Origin of the sequence: Clostridium sp. OM02-18AC, assembly GCF_003481825.1 — a bacterium.
GTDB lineage: Bacteria > Bacillota > Clostridia > Lachnospirales > Lachnospiraceae > Brotaphodocola.
Genome location: NZ_QULW01000025.1, coordinates 20,726 through 42,880, shown reverse-complemented (window position 1 = coordinate 42,880; position 22,155 = coordinate 20,726). Strand labels below are relative to the sequence as shown.

General features: G+C 48.7%; 19 protein-coding genes and 1 other RNA gene. 1 reads left to right on the top strand and 19 read right to left on the bottom strand.

From position 1 onward, the window contains the following. Nucleotides 1-52: 52 nt before the first annotated feature. The 9 genes from DXB18_RS14915 to metG all read right to left on the bottom strand — a co-directional run bounded on the left by DXB18_RS14915 (nt 53) and on the right by metG (nt 9,477). Nucleotides 53-1,129 carry an ATP-dependent 6-phosphofructokinase gene (locus tag DXB18_RS14915; RefSeq protein ID WP_118544143.1) on the bottom strand — a complete coding sequence of 359 codons (1,077 nt, stop codon included), beginning with the start codon at nt 1,127-1,129 and terminating at the stop codon, nt 53-55. Between the two features lie 160 nt (nt 1,130-1,289). Next, an RNA gene (gene ffs / locus DXB18_RS14910) (signal recognition particle sRNA large type) lies at nt 1,290-1,551 on the bottom strand. 122 nt (nt 1,552-1,673) lie between these two features. Continuing rightward, on the bottom strand, nt 1,674-2,591 hold the full coding sequence (locus tag DXB18_RS14905) for an alpha/beta hydrolase (protein ID WP_118708707.1): 918 nt from the start codon (nt 2,589-2,591) through the stop codon (nt 1,674-1,676). 103 nt (nt 2,592-2,694) lie between these two features. Continuing rightward, nucleotides 2,695-3,225 carry a tRNA adenosine(34) deaminase TadA gene (gene tadA, locus DXB18_RS14900; protein WP_279220684.1) on the bottom strand — a complete coding sequence of 177 codons (531 nt, stop codon included), beginning with the start codon at nt 3,223-3,225 and terminating at the stop codon, nt 2,695-2,697. 192 nt (nt 3,226-3,417) lie between these two features. Then, nucleotides 3,418-4,782, bottom strand: coding sequence for a DUF6128 domain-containing protein (locus DXB18_RS14895; RefSeq protein ID WP_118708705.1), 1,365 nt, complete (start codon nt 4,780-4,782; stop codon nt 3,418-3,420). A gap of 201 nt (nt 4,783-4,983) precedes the next feature. Beyond that, a complete protein-coding gene (gene rsmA, locus DXB18_RS14890) occupies nt 4,984-5,856 on the bottom strand; it encodes a 16S rRNA (adenine(1518)-N(6)/adenine(1519)-N(6))-dimethyltransferase RsmA (protein WP_118544140.1) in 873 nt (290 codons plus the stop codon). 14 nt (nt 5,857-5,870) lie between these two features. Continuing rightward, complete coding sequence (locus DXB18_RS14885) at nt 5,871-6,641, bottom strand: TatD family hydrolase (RefSeq protein WP_118708703.1); 771 nt, start codon at nt 6,639-6,641, stop codon at nt 5,871-5,873. 15 nt (nt 6,642-6,656) lie between these two features. After that, nucleotides 6,657-7,418, bottom strand: a complete 762-nt coding sequence (locus DXB18_RS14880; protein ID WP_118708701.1) for a TraX family protein — start codon at nt 7,416-7,418, stop codon at nt 6,657-6,659. A gap of 67 nt (nt 7,419-7,485) precedes the next feature. After that, nucleotides 7,486-9,477, bottom strand: a complete 1,992-nt coding sequence (metG, locus tag DXB18_RS14875) for a methionine--tRNA ligase (protein ID WP_118708699.1) — start codon at nt 9,475-9,477, stop codon at nt 7,486-7,488. Between the two features lie 273 nt (nt 9,478-9,750). On the opposite strand from metG, the gene DXB18_RS14870 reads away from it, so the two are divergent. Beyond that, nucleotides 9,751-11,595, top strand: a complete 1,845-nt coding sequence (locus DXB18_RS14870) for a DUF885 domain-containing protein (RefSeq protein ID WP_118708697.1) — start codon at nt 9,751-9,753, stop codon at nt 11,593-11,595. Nucleotides 11,596-11,732: 137 nt separating this feature from the next. Here the strand turns inward: DXB18_RS14870 and araA are convergent, their stop codons facing one another. From araA to DXB18_RS14820, 10 genes are all read right to left on the bottom strand, one after another. Further along, the gene (araA, locus tag DXB18_RS14865) at nt 11,733-13,172 is read right to left on the bottom strand and encodes an L-arabinose isomerase (protein WP_118708695.1); all 1,440 of its coding nucleotides are present in this window, start codon (nt 13,170-13,172) and stop codon (nt 11,733-11,735) included. A 31-nt stretch (nt 13,173-13,203) separates the two neighbouring features. Continuing rightward, nucleotides 13,204-14,319, bottom strand: coding sequence for a GntR family transcriptional regulator (locus DXB18_RS14860; protein WP_118708693.1), 1,116 nt, complete (start codon nt 14,317-14,319; stop codon nt 13,204-13,206). Between the two features lie 98 nt (nt 14,320-14,417). Then, nucleotides 14,418-15,389, bottom strand: a complete 972-nt coding sequence (locus DXB18_RS14855) for an ABC transporter permease (RefSeq protein WP_118708691.1) — start codon at nt 15,387-15,389, stop codon at nt 14,418-14,420. Nucleotides 15,390-15,399: 10 nt separating this feature from the next. Then, complete coding sequence (locus DXB18_RS14850) at nt 15,400-16,899, bottom strand: sugar ABC transporter ATP-binding protein (RefSeq protein WP_118708689.1); 1,500 nt, start codon at nt 16,897-16,899, stop codon at nt 15,400-15,402. A 19-nt stretch (nt 16,900-16,918) separates the two neighbouring features. Then, on the bottom strand, nt 16,919-17,890 hold the full coding sequence (locus tag DXB18_RS14845; RefSeq protein ID WP_118708687.1) for an ABC transporter permease: 972 nt from the start codon (nt 17,888-17,890) through the stop codon (nt 16,919-16,921). A gap of 102 nt (nt 17,891-17,992) precedes the next feature. Then, entirely contained in the window at nt 17,993-19,213 is a 1,221-nt protein-coding gene (locus DXB18_RS14840) for a sugar ABC transporter substrate-binding protein (protein ID WP_118708685.1), read from the bottom strand. Nucleotides 19,214-19,643: 430 nt separating this feature from the next. Beyond that, nucleotides 19,644-20,213: a hypothetical protein gene (locus tag DXB18_RS14835; RefSeq protein ID WP_118544129.1), complete on the bottom strand. Its 570-nt coding sequence runs from the start codon at nt 20,211-20,213 to the stop codon at nt 19,644-19,646. Between the two features lie 24 nt (nt 20,214-20,237). Next, nucleotides 20,238-20,678: a MarR family transcriptional regulator gene (locus DXB18_RS14830; RefSeq protein WP_243103527.1), complete on the bottom strand. Its 441-nt coding sequence runs from the start codon at nt 20,676-20,678 to the stop codon at nt 20,238-20,240. Nucleotides 20,679-20,865: 187 nt separating this feature from the next. Continuing rightward, nucleotides 20,866-21,381 (bottom strand): spore maturation protein, encoded by a 516-nt coding sequence (locus DXB18_RS14825; RefSeq protein WP_118708683.1) that lies wholly within the window; start codon nt 21,379-21,381, stop codon nt 20,866-20,868. Continuing rightward, nucleotides 21,378-22,070: a nucleoside recognition domain-containing protein gene (locus tag DXB18_RS14820; protein ID WP_347560904.1), complete on the bottom strand. Its 693-nt coding sequence runs from the start codon at nt 22,068-22,070 to the stop codon at nt 21,378-21,380. The genes DXB18_RS14825 and DXB18_RS14820 overlap by 4 nt, the downstream gene beginning before the upstream one ends. Nucleotides 22,071-22,155 lie beyond the last annotated feature (85 nt).

Sequence of the window (22,155 nt, the reverse complement as noted above, 5' to 3'; positions counted from 1 at the left end):
CCTTGTTTCCGGCAGTCTGACTCACTGAATTCATCTGCCTGTCAGGCTGTCTTTATTCATCACCAAAGCTGATCCCGATCATCTTGGCTTCCTGGATCATGGAGCAGTTCGGATCTACCGTTTTTAATTTTCCGGCAACCTCTTCCAGCGGAACTTCCGTAATCTCGTTATTCCGCACTGCTACCATATACCCATATTTCTTTTCCTGGATCAGCTTTGCCGCTGCCGCGCCAAGACGGGTAGAAAGCACCCGGTCGTACGGACACGGCTCGCCGCCTCTCTGGGTATGGCCCGGAACTGTCACACGGACTTCCTGTCCGGTCCGTTCCGTGATCTGTGCGCCAAGCTCGTAAGCAACTGACGGATAGATCACCTGGTTCTTTTTCTTTTCTTTTAATTCCTTCTTGCTTAAGCCCGCATCTTCCTTGGAGATTGCGCCTTCCGCAACAGCCAGGATGGAAAAACGCTTGCCCTGTTTGCTGCGCTCCTTTAATGCCGCAACAATGACATTAATATCGTACGGGATTTCCGGAAGCAGGATAATGTCGGCACCGCCAGCCATTCCTGCGTACAGGGTCAGCCAGCCAACCTTATGGCCCATGACCTCCACGATGAAAACACGTCCATGGGATGCCGCTGTTGTATGAATGCAGTCGATGGCGTTGGTTGCTACATTGATCGCACTCTGGAAACCGAAGGTTACATCGCTTCCCCAAAGATCATTATCAATTGTCTTCGGAAGAGATACCACATTTAAGCCCTCTTCCCGCAGAAGGTTCGCCGTTTTCTGGCTTCCGTTTCCGCCCAGCACCACCAGACATTCCAATTTCAATTTCCGGTATGTGTGCTTCATGGCCTCAACCTTGTCCAGACCATTTTCATCTGGAACACGCATCAGCTTAAATGGCTGTCTTGACGTACCGAGGATGGTTCCGCCCTTTGTCAGGATTCCGGAAAAATCCGAAGGTTTCATGATCTGGTAATCTGCATACATTAAGCCTTTATAGCCATCTTCAAAACCAATGATCTCTACATCTTCAAACATCTTATACAGTGCTTTTGCCACACCGCGCATGGTTGCGTTTAAGCTCTGGCAATCGCCGCCGCTGGTCAGTATTCCTACTCTCATCGAAGACACACCCTTCTTTCTTTATAGTTATCCTAAATAAAAAAACCCACTTTATTATAATACACCGCTTTCTCGTTTGTCCATCTTTTATTCGGAGAAAGGAAAAAATGGGCATACCTTCATTCTCTGAAGATATACCCACTATTATTCTTTATGAAATCCGCGCACCCCGCTTTGTATACGGCTCACAGGCGTTACCCTGGCAGCCAGCTCGGTCCAGGCTTCCTTACGGCACACAGAGGGACTCACTTAGTGCTGCTGCATTCCTGCCCTGACACGGTTCATGAGGTTCTGTTGCGCAAGACCCAAACGTCAACGCCGCTTACCAGGGGCAGCCCTGCAAGTTCGCATCCGAGGCGGGATATCACCTCTGCTGGAGCGGATTGCAGATACAGGGCACCGCTATCTCCCCGGCTGCGCGGAAGCTTTATGACATGTTCTTGTGACATCTGTATGTTTTCACAAATGCCTGTTTAGTATACATTAGAAACAAGCGTTTTGTCAAGATTTCTGTCACGATCACTTGGATACAATCGTAAAACACTTATAAGGATGCGCCAAGAATCGCATGGATCACGCATTCCTGCGCCTCCCACCATTCATCTACCATTCTTCCGGCAAAACCGTGGCGTGAATTCAAAAACCGCTTCATGGTAACTTCTGTCCCTGCTTCAACCAGCCGCATTCCATACGCCTCATCCTCGAAACGCAGATTGCATCTTCCTGCCGTAATAATGAGCGTGGACGGCAGATCTTTGATCATCGCATCGGTTGCCAGTCCGGGAGAAACAAATGGCGATAAATTTAATGCTTTGTCTCCAGCTGTATAAAACGCATCAAATGCCCTCATACGTTCCACGGCACCTGGTGTTGTCTCTGGTCTGGAAGCCGGATCCGTCTGAAAATTCATTGCTGCATATGCCAATACCTGAAGGCAGAGCTGGAAATCTTTGCTTTCATTTGCCCGCAATGCCACAGCTGCTGTTAAATTTCCGCCAGCACTCTGTCCACCCATGGAAACCCGTTTTTCGTCGGCATGCCAGTTTTCGCACTGCGAAAATGCCCACTGAACCGCTGCATAACTCTGTTCAAATGCTGTCGGAAATGGATGATCCGGACCTACTGCATAATCGACATCTACTACAATGCCATGAATTCCAGATGCAATATGGGCACAATAATAGTCGTCATCTTCTCCCTGTGGAAAAACAAATCCGCCTCCATGGCAATTTACGTGTACCGGACAGCCATCTTTCCGATCCAGTGCTTTTGTAATAACAATCCGCACATCCGGAATACCAGCTTTCCCTACAGGCAGCATCATTTCTGTCCGTTCCACCAGTTCTCTGCATTTGCTGAGTTTTTCCGGAATTTCACGGCTGTTTAACATAATTTCCCGGGTACCGCCCGTTTCACGAATCACATCTTCCCAATGTTTTCTCTCTTCCTGTGACAGTGCCATCTTAATCCCTCCAATATTTTACAAAAACATTTTCCTGTTATTACCATACTAGCACTGCACAAAACCAAACGTAACTACGAAAAAACTATATTCCTTATAAGTTTTATTCATACTTTCCAGAAAAATTTCCATTTTGTTTTTCTGCTGCCCGTTTTTTTCTCAGGTCTCTGAAAAACTGTGACAGCATTCCGGAGCATTCTTCCCTGCATACATGGATCCTGGTCTCTACCTGATGGTTAAACCCTTCCTCATGGAGCATGTCCAGTACCGATCCCGCGCAACCGGCCTTGGGATTCATACAGCCAATGACCACATTCGGAATCCGCGCCTGCACAATGGCTCCCGCGCACATAGGACACGGTTCCAGTGTCACATACATCGTGCAGTCTTCCAGACGCCAGTCCCCCATTTTTTTGCAGGCTTTCCGCATCGCGATGATTTCGGCATGAGCCAGGACTGTTTTGTCCGCCATACGCCGGTTATAGCCACGGCCAATGATCTTTCCCTGATATACGATCACGCAGCCAATCGGGACATCCCCCAGAGCCGCGGCCTTTTTTGCCTGCCGGATTGCCTCTTTCATATATCGGATATCCTCCGGTGATACAAATGCTTCCTGCGTATCTTTTTCTATCGTTGCATTTTCTTCTACTCTCTTTTCTTCTGCCACAATAAATTCCTTCCCGGTTCTGTATGTTTCATTTACAGATCCAGTTGTTTTCTAGCCGTTACCATTCAGCATGCGCAAACAACGCTCCTGTACACGCGCACGTGTCCAGTACCAAACAGTAACCCATATCAACAGTATAACGGATATCAGCAGTCTTCACAACCGGATATCCGTATACCAGTAGCCAAATCTTCCGTCCCCCTGAGGCTGTTTCCTTGCCAGGACAAAATGCGGGAAGCCGAACATGGAAGCCATGTATTTTTCGTTACTGAAATAATGTCCTGGCACTCCCAGAAGATAGCGGGGTGCCTTCTGCGGATCCTGCAGCTTCGCCAGGATCAGGTGCCGGTAATTATAATATCCGTGAAGCAGGAAACTGTTGTTTCCATACACCCAGATTTCCCGGGGCAAAAGCCCGATATCCTGGGGTTTGATGGAGAGGATTTCGCAGTCATTGTCATAGTCAAAAGCCAGAACTTTTGTGTAGTGACCACTCATTTTTTTCCAGATATTCGTATCTGCAAGTTCTTCATTTTCTTCCCGGTCAAGCTCTGCCAGACGTGCGGTGTCTTCCGGGCCTTGATGCACATCCTGATCGTCCGGCTGCTTCTCTGTCTGTTCTTCCGGCAGATTTATTTGCTGCACCTCTGCCATACCTTCTTCCGGTATTCGTTTTCGATGCTTTTCCATCCTGGAATCTGGCGCAAAATCCTCCAAATGTTTTTCCACCACAGGCTCTGTCAGCATACTCTCTAGACGTTTTTCAGCCACCGATTCCGGTTGCTTGCTCTCCAGACAATTTTCCACTGTAGATTCTGCCTGCATGTTCTCCACACAGGCTTCTTTCACAGATTCTGCCTGTACACTTTCCCGCTTACTTCCCTCAATATTCTGACACGACTGTTCGTTTTTTCCCCCATCCACTGCTACATTTTCTTCCCACGGCGCAGTCGCTTCCAGCTTTTCTTCCTCTGCCTCCAGTTCACGCTCGATTTCTGCTGATATAGGAAGACTTTGCTGTGCCTGCTGATCCTGCTGTTCTTCCTGTTGTTTTTGTTCCTGCTGTTTTTGTTCCTGCTGTTTTCGTTCCTGCTGCATCCTCTCTTCCTGCTGCCTGCGGATATGCTCTGCCGTTACCTCTGCCAGCTGGATCTCTGCGGTCTGCGCTACTGCATCTTCCCAAATCGTAGTATAGCTCTGCCAGGCATTTTCCATATCATGGATCGTGAGACCGTAACAGTCTTCTATGCGAATGCCGGTTCCATCCACATCTTCGGACTGCACCTGGGTGCGAAACTCTCCCGCACCGCTGCGGATAAAGATCCGTCCCAGCAGAACTTCCCCGCCGGTATGAAGCAGATATACACCGATATCGCTGCTGCCTACATAAACCTTCTTGACATTCACCTGGATCCGGCACTGTGGACCACGCATATCGATCTTGGCAAACCCTATATTTTTCCCTTTTTCTCCACCCTCGTATGCATATATGTACGAAATCAGTCTCCGATAATCAGACATAGCTCTCATCCCTCCGCTATTATGTATATGCGGAAGATATGAGAGCTATGTCCAAAATATTTATTTAGTAACTGTTCAGTACCTTCACAGTCACAAGCAAAAATCCATGAAAAATTGCCTGCGGCAATGGGATTTTTGCCTGCCAGCCTATGTTTTCTTACGGTCAGCGCAGTAAATGCGCAGACCTACTGAACAGTTACTTTATTTACAATGTTCCGTAAAATAATTCGCTAACTGCGCAAACTGTTTTAAATCCAGTGCCTCACCACGGATCGTTGCCGGAACTCCCAGGCTTTCAATGGCCGCTATGATCTGTTCCTTAGTAAAAGAAATGTCCGGTGCGTTATTCAAACCGTTCTGCAATGTCTTTCTGCGCTGGTTGAAAGATGCGCGGATCAGACGGAACATCAGCTTCGGATCGGTTACCTGAACCGGCATTTCCTTATGGCGGGTCAGACGGATGACCGCAGACCCCACATTCGGGCGCGGGATGAAGCAGTTCGGCGGTACATTCGCCACAATATACGGCTCCGCGTAATACTGCACGGCCAGAGACAGTGCGCCATAGTCCTTGGAGCCCGGTCCTACCTGCATGCGGTCTGCAACCTCTTTCTGCACCATAACGGTAATGTTGTCGATCGGCACATTGCTTTCAAACAGTCCCATAATGATCGGTGTGGTAATATAATACGGCAGATTTGCCACAACCTTGATCGGGCGGCCACCATTGTATTCCTCTGCCAGTTTTTTTATGTCAACTTTCAGGATATCTTCATTGATAATGGTAATGTTATCGTAATCAGCCAGCGTCTCTTTTAAAATCGGGATCAGGTTGTTGTCGATCTCTACTGCAACGACCTTTCCGGCTGCCTCTGCCAGGTACTGCGTCATGGTTCCAATACCAGGTCCGATTTCCAGCACCATATCCTCTTTTGTGACGCCTGCTGCCCCTATGATCTTGTCCAGCACATGGGGATCAATCAGAAAGTTCTGGCCAAACTTTTTCTGAAAGGCAAACTGATATTTCTGGATTACTTCGATGGTATTCTTCGGATTACCAAGCTTTTCTCTCATGCTTCTTCCCTCCTTTATTTTTCCATCCGGTACATCTGCTTTGCATTCCGGTTTGTGATCTCAATGATCCGCTCAGCCGGCACCTGTTTGATCCGGCTGATTTCCTCCACCACATAGGGAAGGTTCAGCGAAGAATTCCTTTTACCGCGGTTTGGCACTGGGGAAAGGTACGGACAATCGGTCTCCAGTACGATCCGCTCCAGCGGCATATACGCAACCACTTCTTTTAACTTTTTCGCGTTATTGAACGTCAGCACACCGCCGATTCCCAGATAAAAGCCCATATTCAGATATTCCTTCGCCATTTCCAGACTGTAAGAAAAGCAGTGAATCACTCCTCCGATTTCTCCCGCTTTTTCTGCCTTCATGATATCAAGCGTGTCTTTTGCAGCATCACGGCTGTGAATGATAACCGGAAGTTTCCGGTCCCTTGCCAGTCCAAGCTGACGCACAAACCAGGTTTTCTGAAGCTCCGGCTCTGGCTCGTCCCAGTGATAATCCAGACCGATTTCTCCGATCGCCACCACTTTCTCTTTCTCTGACACATGGCGCAGCCAGTCAAACAGGTGATCATTCAGCTCTGCTGTCTCACTTGGATGCACGCCGACCGCACCATAGACAAATGGATATTTTTTCATCAGCTCCAATGTATTTTTCGTTGTCTGGATGCTTGCGCCTACATTGACCACGGCCTCAATGCCGTGCTCTGACAGACTTTTTAAAACAGCATCGCGGTCCTCGTGAAATGCCTCATCATCGTAATGGGCATGGGTATCAAAAATCATAATGTTCTCCTTTAACTAACCAAACAGCAATCTGGATAACCCATACAAAAGCAGCAAATGCACCGGATACACCAGATAGAAAAACCATTTCCCCCGGAATCCCCCGCGTGTCCCGTTATAGCAGCGGATCAGGCAGAACGCAGCTGCCAGTCCGGGCAGGTAGACCGGTTTTGACTCGGCTGCCGCCAGAAAAAGCAGTCCCAGCAGGCATGCCGTCCCCGGCTGCGGACGAAGCCAGAAGAACAGCGCGATCAGCATAATTCCTACAGCATCGTAATCGCACTTCAAAAAACAGGCAAGAAATGCTGTTGCCGCGATCACACCCATCTGCCGGTAAGGTGCCATGCCCGCTTCGGTATTTTTTCCGATCCAGTCTATGACCGTTAACATCAAAATTCCAAGGAACAGGGTGATAAACACATTCTGCGCCCGCATATCCCAGGGTTTTCCAAATAACAGCAGGTCATACGGGACCTCGGAGAGAAGGGCAAAGATTCCAAGGCGCATTGCATAGCGCCTGCGGTTTGCCGTATGGCAGAATCCTTCCACGAGAAGAAATACATAAATCGGAAATGCCATACGCCCCACCGAGCGCAAAATCCAGAAAACCTGGTTCCACAGATCTGCCGCGGCATCCGCTCCTGTCTCACGCAGCGCCGGGATCAGCCCGTAAGCCAGCAGGCGGATTGCTGCATGATCGCATAACATACTGACAACGGCAATCAGCTTTAACTGATTGCCGTTTAATCCATGTCTCAAAATTTGTTTTTCAGACATCTGTCTTTGTTCCTCATTCTTTGCGGCTGTCCCGCAGCCGGCATGCTTTTACTTCCGGGTTATCACCTTAGCAGATCTCAGCGCCGGACGGCATCTTCTTCTCCGGAACCATTAAGGACAGGTTTCCGTCTGCATCTTCTGCGCAGAGAAGCATACCCTCAGACAGTACACCAGCCAGCTTTGCAGGCTTTAAGTTTACAACTACCATAACCTTCTTGCCTACCATCTCTTCCGGTGAATAATGTGCCTTGATTCCGCTGACGATCTGTTTTACCTGGCTGCCGATCTTAACCTGGGAGCAGAGAAGCTTCTTGGACTTCTTCACAGCCTCGCAGGCAATGATCTCGCCAACCTGGAACTGGAGCTTTGCAAAGTCATCGTACTCGATTTCATCCTTCGGCTCGATGTCGATGACCGGCTCCTCTTCCTTTGCCTCCTCTGCGGCCGGTGCTGCAGCCTTCTCAGCAGCGCGCATTGCTTCTACTTTTTCCATCACTTCTTTGATATCCATTCTTGCGAACAGAATCTCCGGAGCGTCGGTTACATGCTCGCCGGACGGATACAGACCGAACTGATCCATCTCGGAAAGGACACGCTTCTGTGCATGGAGCTGTGCCAGGATCTTCTTAGAGGTATCCGGCATGAAGGACTCCAGTAAGGATGCGCCGATGGTGATTGCCTCTACCAGATTGTAGAGCACAGTTGCCAGACGGTCTTTCTGAGCCTCATCCTTTGCCAGAGACCACGGCATGGTTTCATCAATATATTTATTGCAGCGGCGGAAGATGTTGAAGATCTCGGTGATGGCATCTGCCACACGCAGCTCATTCATCTTGCCCTCTGCTTTCTTTACGGATTCCAGAACGACATTCTTTAAGTCCTCATCCACTGCATCGGCAGCGCCGCCATTTCTTACCTCACCGCCAAAGTATTTATTGGACATGGAAATGGTACGGTTTACCAGATTTCCAAGGATGTTTGCCAGATCAGAGTTCATGCGCTCTACCATCAGCTCCCAGGAGATCACGCCATCGTTCTCGAACGGCATCTCGTGCAGAACAAAGTAACGGACTGCATCGACACCGAAGAAATCTACCAGAGTGTCTGCATAAAGGACGTTGCCCTTGGATTTACTCATCTTGCCGTCACCCTGTAACAGCCACGGATGGCCAAATACCTGCTTCGGCAGCGGAAGATCCAGTGCCATCAGGAAGATCGGCCAGTAAATGGTATGGAAGCGGATGATATCTTTACCGATCAGGTGAAGGTCTGCCGGCCAGTATTTATCAAACAGTTCTCCGCTATGGCCATCGCAGTCGTAGCCAAGGCCGGTGATATAGTTGGTCAGTGCATCCAGCCATACATAGGTAACATGCTTCGGATCAAAGGAAACCGGAATGCCCCAGGTGAAGGAGGTTCTGGATACGCACAGATCCTGCAGACCCGGCAGAAGGAAATTGTTCATCATCTCATTCTTTCTGGATACCGGCTGGATGAACTCCGGATGCTCGTTGATGTACGCGATCAGGCGGTCTGCGTATTTGCTCATTTTGAAGAAGTAAGCTTCTTCCTTTGCCGGCTGCACTTCACGGCCGCAGTCCGGGCACTTGCCGTCTACCAACTGGGACTCGGTAAAGAAGGACTCACACGGTGTGCAGTAAAGGCCCTCATAATAGCCTTTGTAAATATCACCCTGATCGTACAGTTTTTTGAAGATTTTCTGTACCTGAGCCTCATGATCGGAATCGGTGGTACGGATGAATTTGTCGTAGGAAGTGTTCATCAGATCCCAGATTGTCTTGATCTGACCTGCCACATCGTCTACAAACTGCTTCGGAGTTACACCAGCAGCCTCAGCCTTTAACTCAATTTTCTGACCGTGCTCATCAGTACCGGTCTGAAAGCGGACATCATAGCCCTGCTCTCTTTTAAAACGCGCGATGCTGTCTGCCAATACGATCTCATAGGTATTGCCGATATGCGGCTTACCGGATGTATAAGCGATCGCGGTGGTGATATAATACGGTTTCTTACAATTACAATTTTCATTCTGACACATGAGCCATATTCCTCCTAAACTTTCGCTGCCGGACCTGCCTGTCAAATGTGACGCCTGTGCATTACTGTCTGTGAAACCTGTGAACCGTAATGCGTACAGTCTGTATATCCGGCGCTGCAACTGCGCAAGCCTGTAGTTTGTTGCGCCAATTAAGTCAATGATATCATAAAGTCCGTGAAAACTCAATATTCTGCATTCTATGGTTCTGTTGTATTTCCGGCGCGTATAGGATATAATTAGGAACACTTAAGACTAACTTTGGAGGATTGCTTCATGCATAACGATCATAAAAAAAGGCGTGCTCTGGTGTCATTACTGACCGGAGTGCTCTGCGTCATGCTGCTTTGTTCCTGCTCTCCCATCTCCCGCACGCCGCAGCCCACCACAGCTGCCCCATACGAGGAGGAAAGCACTTCAGACTATGAACAGCTGACAGAAAGCAGCTTAAAAGAACAGCAGCGTTTTGCGGATCTGGAAGAAACACTGTTTCAGGACGAGGTCTCAGCCTCCCGTCTGGATCTTCATTTTCTACTGAAAAACCCGGAAAGCCGCGGCATCACCAAAACGGATGCACTGATCTCTCCCGTTTCCATGGATGCATTTTTGCAGACCCGGAAAGACCAGGAAGATCTTCGCAATGAGCTCGCATCTTTTCAGCCTGCACTTCTGACCGAAGATCAGAAGCTTACGCTCCGCATCCTGGAAAGCCTGATGAAAACAGAGAAAAAAGGAGAAGGACTGGAGCTTTACAGCCAGCCGTTAGCGCCCACCATCGGAACCCAGGCCCAGCTTCCGATGCTGCTCTGTGAATATCTCTTTTATACCCGCCAGGATGTGGAGGACTATCTGAATATTTTAGAATATCTGGACACATTTTACGGGCAGATTCTCTCTTTTGAGCAGGAAAAAGCCAGTGCCGGCCTGATGATGAGTGACACCTCCCTGGACCACGTCATCGATTCCTGCAAAAGCTACCTGCTCGTCCCGGGAAACAACTTTATGATCGATTCCTTTAAGGAACGGTTAGCGGCTCTTCCCGATCTGACAGACGATGAAAAAAAGGAGCTTTGCTCCCGCAATGAAAAGGCCCTGGAGGAACATTTTGTCCCGGCATATAAGCTTCTGATCGATGGCCTGGAAACCTTAAAAGGCACCGGAACAAATGAAAAGGGAATGTGCGGATACCCGAACGGAAAGGCATACTATGAATATCTTGTCTACACGGCAACCGGCACCTCCTACCATTCGATCGATGAACTGATGACTGCCACAGAGCAGGAGATTTCCACGAACCTGCAGACCACCTCAAAGCTGCTTTCCGAACACCCGGAGCTGGAATCCATGCTGTCTGACTATCACTACCGCCAGACGGAGCCAACTGCCATTATGGAAGAGTTAAAGGAACAGACCTTAAAAGACTTCCCGCAGCTTCCGGAATGCAGCTACACCTTAAAGGATGTTCCAAAGGCCTTAGAGCTTTCCTTAAGTCCTGCCTTTTACTTAACCTCACCATTGGATGACAGCTCTGAAAATGTGATCTACATCAACCGGAATCCCGTCTACGATAACCAGCCGCTCTACAATACCATAGCCCATGAGGGTTATCCGGGCCACCTGTATCAGACCGTATGGTTTCACACCCACTGCGATTCTGACCTGCGCAAGATCTTAAGCTTTTCCGGCTACACGGAAGGCTGGGCCGCTTACGTGGAAGCACTGTCCTACCGGCTGGATAACGGTCTGGACCCGCTGCTTGGCGAACTGCTGGAAGCGAACTCCAAAGCGACCCTCGGTATCCATGCGTATCTGGACCTGGCCGTGAATTACCTTGGCTGGGAGCGGGAAGATGTCCGCAAATACCTCTCCTCCTATTTCAGTGACCCGGACTCCATCACCGATTCCATGTTTGAGGCCATGGTGGATAATCCTGCCAACTATCTTTCTTACTTCATCGGCTCCCTGGAGATCCGCAACATGAGGGAAAACGCTAAGCTGCAGCTTGGCGAAAAGTTCTCTGCCAAAGCCTTTCACACCTTCCTTCTGGATATGGGAAATGCACCGTTCGATGTGATCCAGGCCTACTTTACTACCTGGCTCATGAACCAGAAAATGGGGTAGTAATTTCCACACAGCCTCGCAGAACCTTTTCGTTTCACAGAGCACAAGTTCCCATGAACACCAAAACAGCCGCCCACGGATTTCTCCGTGAGGCGGCTGTCTGTTTTTATGCCATTATGATCACATTCCCAAATAATTTATTTCATGAAAAACTTCTGCAGGTCTGCCTCGGTGGTATCGTCACCAATGGTGATGAGCTCTGTGCCGGTCAGACGGGCGAACATCGCGATATCGTCTCTGGTCAGTGCGGTAGATACTACAGAATGATGTGCACCACCTGCGTAGCACCATGCTGCGGTACCGATCTGGAAGTTCGGTTTATGACGGTACATGATTCTTGCTACCGGAAGGTTCGGCATCGGCTTCGGCTGTTTTACCAGCTCGATGTCTGCGCAGATCAGGCGGAAGCGGTCACCCATATCAACCAGGGTTACCTGGATACCATCACCGGTCACGCCGTCGAAGATCAGTCTTGCCGGATCTTCTTTACCGCCAATGCCAAGCGGCAGTACATCGATCTCCGGTTTAGTAGCTGCAAATGCCGGCGGAACCTCCAGCATATGGGAAGCCAGCTCTAACTCCTGACCCGGAGTCAGATCGTAGGTATAGTCCTCGATAAAGCCGGTTGCGCCCTCTTTGCCCTCAGACATCTTCATCAGAACCGCGGATAAAGCAGAGATCTTATAGTCGCCCTCCGGACCAAAGCCGATTCCCTTTGCCATTAAGTTCTGTGCTGCGATACCCGGAAGCTGTTTTAATCCGTGCAGATCCTGGAAGGTGTCTGCAAATGCGCCGATACCGTTGGCAGCCAGGAATTTCTCCAGACCAACCTCATATTTTGCCTGCTCGCGGACAGAATCGATCCGCTCAGTCTTCATGGTGTACTTATCGGTGTACTCTTTCATCTTTGCATCGATCTCATCTTCGGTCACTGCATTGATGATGTCTACGATGTCACCCAGTGCAAAGTAGTTGCACTCCCAGCCGTATTTGATCTGGCTCTCTACACGGTCGCCATCGGTTACGGCTACTTCACGCATGTTGTTGCCGAAGGAAGCAACCTTTAAGGATTTGGAATAAGCGATTGCCTTTGCAACGGATGCGAACTGGCGGATCTTTGCAACTACATCGTCATGTTTATAGTAGCCTGCAACAACCTCGTGCGGGATTCCCATTCTTGCTACGATGAAGCCGTACTCACGGTCACCATGTGCAGACTGGTTTAAGTTCATGAAGTCCATATCGATCGCATCGTACGGAAGCTTCTCGTTTGCCTGGGTATGCAGATGTAAAAGCGGTTTTCTCAGTTCCTGAAGGCCCTTGATCCACATCTTAGCCGGGGAGAAGGTATGCATCCAGGTGATCACGCCGACACAGTCATCATCGCAGGATGCCTGACGCATGGTCTTGATGCAGCTCTCGGAGTTGATGATGGTCGGAACCAACTCTACCTCTACGATATCTTTTAATTTGTCATTTAAAAACTCTGCCATCTGGCGGCTGTCCTCAGCCACCTGTTTTAAGCACTCGTCTCCGTAAAGGTCCTGGGAGCCTACTGCAAAGTATAACTTTTTCATTTCAATCTACCTCCTTGATAAATATGAATGTTCATCTTATATCACGTACCGAGTTTCCGTTGTTGAATGTCACCGGAAACTGGTGTGCGTAATTCTTTTTCTGCCATTCCGGATCCTCCATCATGCGAAGAAGGTTCCTGGCCGTGATCTTTCCAAGATTATATTTGGGATGGATCACCGATAAGATCTTCAGTTCCGCGTCCTGCTCCGGCCCGGCATCATCAAACGATACCAGGGAAATATCATCCGGGACCTTCAGTCCGCGTTCCTTTAAAAAATCCATATAGAAGCCAGCCACCTCATCGTTATAGAGGATCATGGCCGTGCAGTCTTTTGTCCTGCGGTACATCCGCAGTAAACTCTTCCTGCTTAACTTTTCTTCCATATCCTTGGTGGAATACCAACGGATACAATCATCGTCAAAATTAATTCCATAGTCGGACAGGCATTCAATAAAACCGCGATATCGCTCAATCCCCTGCATGTCATCATACTTGAAAATTCCGCCGATACGCCGGTGACCTTTCTGGATGAGAAACCGGGTCAGTTCATACCCGGCTTTTGCATCTGACATTTCCACGCTGTCAAACTGCTCATTCTGGTAATGGTTGTGAATGAACAGGGTCGGAATATTCCGCTTCCGGATTTCCTTGTAAAGACGCAGGTTCGGATTTGGAAATGTAGAACGGGTGCCCTCAATGATCAGTCCCGCCACATTCCGGTTTAAGAAACCTTTTAAATACATTTCCTCATCGTTCAGACGATTTCTGGTTACCGCTACATCGATCTCGAATCCTTTTTCCTGGAGTACCGACTCAATTCCTGCATACACCTGTGGAAACAGATAGTCCGAAAGATAGCTTAAGATCAGCCCCACATGGGGACGTGCCCCGTCTGCGTCTTGGTTCTGATAAGATACATAGGTACCGCTTCCCTTTATCCGTACGATCAGACCATCCCTTTCCAGACGGTCCAAAGCATTGCGGACCGTCTGCCTGGAATATCCGAATTTTTTCTGAAGGATATGTTCGGACGGGAATTTGTCCTGGTTTTTGATCACCCCGCTGGTGATCAGGGTACGACCCCAGTTGTAAAGCTTCTGGTATTTCAGATTTTCCTGATTCTGACTTCCAGCTGTTCTGGGCATATCATCAAACCTCCGATACTTCTCCTGATACCGGCATTCCCGCCGCATAAATTTTCGCTGTGCTTACTTCGTTCTGCAGGCAGCTGCTCCCCAGCCGGTTATTTAATAACCTGCAGGGACTGACGGTCTGCAAATACTGCTACGAATACCAGGAAGACTACACCCTGGATCAGCTGCATGAGCTGTGTAGTGAAGCCCATCATGGTCAGTCCGCTGTTTAATACGATGTAAAGCAGAGAACCTACGATGATGTTCTCAAAGCGTACCTTTGCGCCGCCGGAGATTGGCATACCGCCAAGTACCAGTGCGATCAGGATCTGGGTCTCTAACTGGTTACCGCCGGAAGAAGTAACAGAACCAACTTTGATAACGTTGATAAACGCTGCAAAACCGGTAATTGCGCCAGCTAAAACGTAGATCCAGAACTTCATGCGGTCGGTGCGGATACCAGAGAACATTGCGGCCTTCTCACCTGCACCGATAGCTTTTAAGTAAGTGCCGAACTTCGTGAAGCGGAACAGTACAAATCCAATAGCCAGAATCAGTACGGTACACGCAATCTTTAATCCGGTGCTGTCAAAGTTGATCAGCTTTGCAGAACCTGCGACCGGCGCGTTGGTGGTCAGATACTTGATAAATCCGCGGAACAGGAACATGGTACAGATCGTAACAATAAAGGATTTGATCTTGCGGTATACATAGAAGTAACCGTTGATTGCCCCGATCACTGCGCCTGCCACGATACCACCCACAATTGCAAGCGGAATGCTGGTCTTGGAAAGCATACATACTACGATGGATGCAATACCCAGGATAGAGCCCTGAGAGAAATCCAGACCACCCATGGTCATAATAAAGAATACACCGGTTGCTGCGATCATAGTCACATATACCTGTGACAGTACCAGCGGCAGGTTCTTCATCATTCGGAAATTCGTGAGTACATTAAACAGTAAGAAAATGATAATCAGTCCCGCGATCGGAAGCAAGGCACGGATCATCGACATTTTTGATATTTTTCTGAGCTGCTGCTCCTTCTGGTCTGTGTTTGTCTTAACTTGATTCTCCATTGCTGCCTCCTTATACCATCATCGTAATCAGGCTGTTCTCATCGAGGGCCTCATTACGCTCCAGCTCTCCGCTGGTCCTGCCATCCTTCATGATCATGATGCGGTCGCACATACCAATGAGCTCCATTAACTCCTCGGAAATCATGATGATGGACTTGCCATTCTTTCTCATCTGGTTCATTAACTGGTAGATATCCTGTTTTACCTTGATATCGATGCCTCGGGTCGGACTGTCTAATACAACGATATCAGAGTCTTTACCGATCCATCTTGCCAGAACAACCTTCTGTTTATTACCGCCGGAAAGGTCGGATACAAACTGATCTACATTGACCATCTTAACGGACATCTGCTTTGCATATTTGTTTGCAAACTCTTTTAACTTCTTATCGCTTAACAGATGGCTCTTACCGGCCAGGCTGTCTAAGGACGGAAGGCAGATATTATCACCGATACTCTGGTTTAACACAACAGACTCATTATCACGGTCTTTGGACGTGTAAGCAATGCTGTGTTTAATGGCAGTCGGAATATCATTGATCTGGGTTCCATCTGCCAGTTCTACGATACCGGTACGGTCATAGGAAGCGCCGAAAATAGCTTTTCCGATTTCATGCATACCGGACTCGGACAGACCGCCAAAGCCAAGGATCTCACCCTTGTGCAGGTCAAAGCTTACATCGTGGATCAGTCCAGGAACAGATACATTCTTTACAGAAAGAACCACCTCATCAGAAACCTTCTCTCCGTAATCGGAACGATAATAGTCACCAGTTACCTCACGGCCAACCATGAGACGCTTTAAGTCATCCTCTGTTACGTCTTTGCTCTTTACAGTGTCAATGTAAACGCCATCACGCATGATAGTGATGGTATCAGATTTATCCAGAACCTCCGGAAGGTCATGGGAAATGAAGATGATAGAGTTGCCGCTCTCGCGGATCCGGTTCATGTGCTTGTACAGCTCTTCACGTCCCTCCTGAGAAAGTGCGGTGGTCGTCTCATCGATGACAACGATCTTCGGATCAAAGTAGGTTGCCTTTACGATCTCGATCAGCTTACGGTCCTCAAAGTTATACTCATCAATAATGTCTGCTGCCTTGATACGCTCAAAGCCATATTTCTTTAAGAGCTCCGTTGCCTTCTTGTTCATGGCATTGGTGTTCTTGATTCCCATATGTACGAACTGGTCCTCATGACCCAGGAAGATATTCTCTGCCACAGTCAGGCCAGACAGGGTACCAAGCTCCTGCACGATAATGGAGACACCCTCGTTATTTGCCTCAACCTGATTTTTCGGATGGATCTCTTTTCCATCCAGTACGAAGGTACCGCTTCCGATGCTGTAGATACCGGTCAACATGTTGGTCAGGGTTGATTTACCGGAACCATTCTCACCGATCAACGCATGTACCTCGCCTTTGTTTACGTTAAATGAAACATTCTGAACCGCCTTCGTGATACCGAAGGACTTGCAAAGATTTTTTACCTCTAACCTTACTTCGCTCATTGCATTTCCTCCCTATGATCTACTTGACGATCTCGCCTTTTGTTACTTTGGTGGTTACCGTAATGATGATCAGCAGCGCAAGGCCGGTGATAACATCCTGGATTGCGGTCGGCGCACCCATGGCGATGAATCCGAAGAAGATGATGTTGATGACAAACTCACCGATCACAATTGCCTGTAACGGCATACCGTATTTCTTAAATGCAAGCCCAAAGAAGCAGCCCATGGTCGGAACGAAGTTACGGCTCATGGAGGCCATTCCGGTTACTGCTACCATGGAAGAACCATAGCTGATGGTCAGGACTGCCATGACGCCAAGGAAGGCGCCACTTAAGATGAATGCCAGAACCTTGTATTTATCTACGTTGATACCCATGTTCTTGGCTACAAACTCGTTGCTGCCGATCGCGTAGGTGTATGTACCGATCTTGGTGTAATTTAAAAAGATGTACGCAACCACGCATGCTAACACTGCCAGGATAATGTTGCCCGGCATCTGGCCAAAGGCACGCAGGTTAGACGGAAGCGTCTGCTCCACACCGCCTGCGATATAGTTCGCAACAGACTCATAAATCAGCGCAAGACCCGTGGTTACGATCATAGACGGAATGTGAAGCTTAACATAGAAAACGCCGTTCAACAGACCAACGATGGAACCGGTCACGATACTTCCGATGATGAGTCCGGCATAGCCCATTCCGAATCTTGATGCGAACACGCAGCCAACGATTGCGGAAAGCATGATGTTTGCACCAATAGAGAAATCAAACATTCCCATAACCATAACGAAATAGAAGCCAACTGCACCGACTGTGGCAATCAGGCTGGCCTGGAAATAGCTCAGCATGTTAGCCGGTGAACCAAAGTTGCTAGGTGTCAGGATCTTAAAGATCAGCCAGGAAAGCACTACCAGACCAAACAGGATCAGATAGCCCTTCACAGTTCCCGAAAGTTTTTTCTTTCCGGGTGTGTCAACAACAGGAGTACCCATATTTTTTACCTCGTTCTTATTTCATACTAAGACATGACGGCCGGCATCGCCGCGCGATACCGGCCGTCTTAAGCCACTCAGCCTAAATGAATCTCGTGTAATTTATTTGCCTGCACGTGCAGCTGCATCCTCGATGGAAATCTTAGCTGCTGCCTCTTTCAGACCGTCAAGATCCAGCTCAGACATGGAAACCAGTTCCTCATCGGTGTAAGGAAGCTGATCTACGAAGTACTGCTCGTAAGCTTTGTAATCATCTGCAGAAGATACATACAGGTACGGGAACGGAACATCCTCAAACTTGCCTTCGAATCCGCTGTAGTTGCCCTTGATTGCATTGTAAACCATCATGAAAGCGATAAGCGGGTCGCAGTAATGTCCGCCGGACTGACCAGCCATGGAACCATTCTCAAGTCTCTCGCCAAGGTCCGGGAGGAAGTCGGTGGAAACGATATCGATATCCTGAACTTTGCCTGCACGCTCAACAGCTGCGATAGCACCCTGAAGCGGGTCACCGCCGCCGCCTGCCGGGATGAGTGCATCAAGAGTCGGATCTGCAGACATTAAAGCTTCTGCTGCCTTGGAACCACCCTCGGAAGAAGTACCTGCGTACTGCGGCTCAGAAAGCTTAGCCTGATCATCCGGATGCTCGGAATTCCATTTCTCAACGCCTGCTTTATAACCTTCCCATCTGCCTAACCAGGTAGCATCACCCTGCTCCCAGCCGATCAGACCGATGTTTCTGTCGCCCTTGTCCAAAAGGATCTGAACCAGTTTTTCGCCGTTCTCCGGCTCGTTCTCATGAACTGCACCGATGTAGTACGGAGACTGGGTAGCCATATCGTAGATATCTGCGCTGTTGTCCTTGCTGATTACACGGAAGAACTGTGCCAGATATACTTTGTTGTCGTTTGCGGTCTTGATCGCAGAAGTCATCTCGGTATCGGAAGAGTTACAGATGATGATACCCTGGCATCCTGCTGCTGCAAGCTGCTCAACAGAAGCGGTAACCTTCTCAGATACATGTCCCTGGTCAACATACTGAACCTGTACCCCCAGAGCCTTTGCGGCTTCATCCAGGATCAGTTTACACTGGGAACCAAGAACGTCGGTAGAAGACCAGATGGAAACACCGATCTTGATGTCCTTGTTGTCAATACCGGAAGCTGCTGCTGTGGTTTCGGCACCGCCCTCTGCCTTGGACTCGCCTGCCGGAGCTGCCGTAGTCGCACTGGATGATGCAGCACCGCCGCCGCATGCAGTCAGGCTGGCCAGCATTGCTGCTGCTGTCACGGTTGCCGTTGCTTTTTTGAAGACTTTCTTCATTTTGATTCCTCCCAACATGTTATAGTTTTTGATTGTTTTCAACAACTCTCATGGCTTTATTATATGTTTTCCTGTCAAAATGCGCAATAGAATACAAGATATTTTTTATCAGAAGTTGTACTTTTTCTTATGAAACTTTATCTAAAAATTAGCATTTTCAGTGACATTTTTTATCAACAATGTGCATTTCTTATCATTTTCTCTGGTGATTCGCGCTTATTTTTTGTATGTTTATGTCAAAACATGTGCTATTTTCTTAACGTTCTCACTTTTTCCAAAATACAACTTTGCTCATTTTAAAAAGCTGTATTATTTTCATAGATCGGGCACAATCAGCAGACGCGCCATTGGCACTTCCCCGGTATGCAATACAAAAAAAGATCCTGTACCCGCATAAATTGTCAGGTACAGGATCTTTCCATATCTTTTTTTATTTTCCCGCATCTACATAAGTTAAACCATCTGCCAGAGTCTCACCACTTACCACGACCGTAAGAATTTCTACATTCATGTTTTCGCAGAACGTATTTGCAACTGCCTGCAGTCGTTTTTCCCGGTTATCGGTTGGGAACTGGCTCAGTTCCAGGGTGCCTTTCGCTGCAATCGAAGTATCCGCAGTTACACCCGGTCCTGCTTCCTGACTTTCCGCGCTGCCTTCCGCCTTAAAGCTGACCGCCTCTGTTCCCTCATCCAGCACACCGTACTGAACCAGAAGATCTGTCAGGCTCTGCTCTTCCAGATCTTCTACAGAGTCCATATTGCTCTGGATCTTGCTGCCGTCTTCGCTCAGACTGTAAACAGACACCATGGTAAGATCCGGTGCATCCTGGTCGACCGGTCTGCCGGTTACCACACCCGGACCTGCATCAGCGGTGGTCTCTACCACTTCTGCTTCCGGTTCTTTTACCTCACCGGTCTTATTTTTCTCGGTGGTCGGTGTACATGCTGCTAATGATAAGATCATCATGGCTCCCAGTAAGCCCATGACTAATTTCTTCATGATAATAAAGCCTCCTTGTGTATGTTATCCTTTTGCCTTACGGAACCACAGATTCAGCTTGGCAAGGGCACTGACCAGACTCTCAGTCTCGTCAGCAGTCAGATTCTGCAGGATTGCATCGATCATGTCATGGTGAAACTTCTCGTGATGCTGATACGCATTCCGTCCTTTATCAGACAACGAAATATAGACTACACGCCGGTCTTCCTTTCCTCGTTCCCGGGTCACGTAGCCTTTCTTAACCAGACTGTTCATGGCTATGGTCAGGGTTCCCACTGTCACGGAAAGCGTCTTCGCTATCGTAGACATATTCTTCGGTTCCCCAATACCGATTGCCTGAATCACATGCATATCGTTATTTGTAATATCCTGGAATTCTTCCGTGATAATGGCCTTCTCCTCTAAGTCCATAACATCACGGAACAGATTCACCAGGGCATCGTTTAATGTCGCGTAAGTATCCACTTTTCTCCCTCACTGCACACGAAGCCTGTCGCTCCGTCCTTGATTATACATGATTTACCCTCTTTCGACAACCGCGTTTTTCTTACGAGTTTGTGAAAGAATTGTGTACTGGTTACTGTCCAGTGGCAGAGTTCCCCTGAACGGAAAATCCCGCATGATACAATTCTGGCGGCAGATTTCTTCTGCATTATGCTCCCGTAATCCAGATACTTGCAGCAATACCTGCTGCTGTCGCAATCAAGGCCCCGGGCACGGTATAACGGGTCCGCCGCACCTTTACACTGCCAAAGTAAATACTCAGGCAGTAAAACACCGTTTCCGTGCTGCTCATCAGTACCGATGCTGCCATTCCGATCCGGCTGTCCGGTCCGTACTGCCGAAACAGATCCAGCAACAGTCCGGTAGCTGCAGAATTGGAAACCAGACGCACCAGAGTAATGGGCACCAGTTCCTGCGGAATATGGAGCAGTCCTGCTGCTCCAGCACAAACATCAGTCACGGCATCTAAAAGTCCGGAAGCACGCACCACACCAACTGCGCTCATGAGTCCGACCAGCGTTGGCAAAATCTCTGCCACGGTTTTCATCCCGCTTTTTGCGCCGTCCAGAAAATCATCGAATACCGGACGATGCGAGATCAGACCAAAGGCTACAACATAGCTGATCACAAACGGAAGCAGAATCTTAGAAATCCACAGGATCATGGACGTGTCACCTCTCTGACATTTCCGGCACCAGGAACACCTTTTTCAGAATTACGGCTTTCCATCATGTTCTTTCTACGCTTGCTCCTGTTTCGTTTTCTCAAATCCATGATCTTGCAGAAAACTACCGCAGTCAATGTAGAAACCGTCGTTGCCGCAAGCGCAGGACCAAGCACAGCCTCTGGCTGTTTTGATCCATACTGGCTCCGATACGCGATCAGTGTAACCGGGATCAACTGCAGCGACGAAATATTTAAGATCAGGAATGTACACATGGAAGCGGTCGCAGTCCGTGCCTCATCCCGGATATCTGCTTCCATCTCCTGCATTGCCTTTAATCCGGCCGGTGTCGCAGCCATGCCAAGTCCCAGCATATTGGCTATGATGTTCACCGCAATGGGCTCTCTGGCCGGATGCTGCCGTTCAAGCTCCGGAAACAGAAAGTCCAACACCGGTGTCATGCGCTTCGCCAGCCAGCCAATGAGCCCAGATTGGCTTCCGATTTCCATAATGCCGCACCAAAACGACAGGATCCCAAGCATAGTAATACCCAGACTCACGGATTCTTTTGCAGAGTCCAGAAGAGCCTGGGTCACTTCATTCCATGTTCCATTGATTGCGCCCCACAGCATTCCGGCTAAGAGCATGCCGCCCCAGAGATAATTCAGCAAAGTCGTTTCACTTCCCATATGGTCATGACACTGCTGTTTCCTTTTTTGCTACCTTGATATTGCCTAGCAATTGCTCTTTCGGAAACGCAGCACCGTTTGCTCT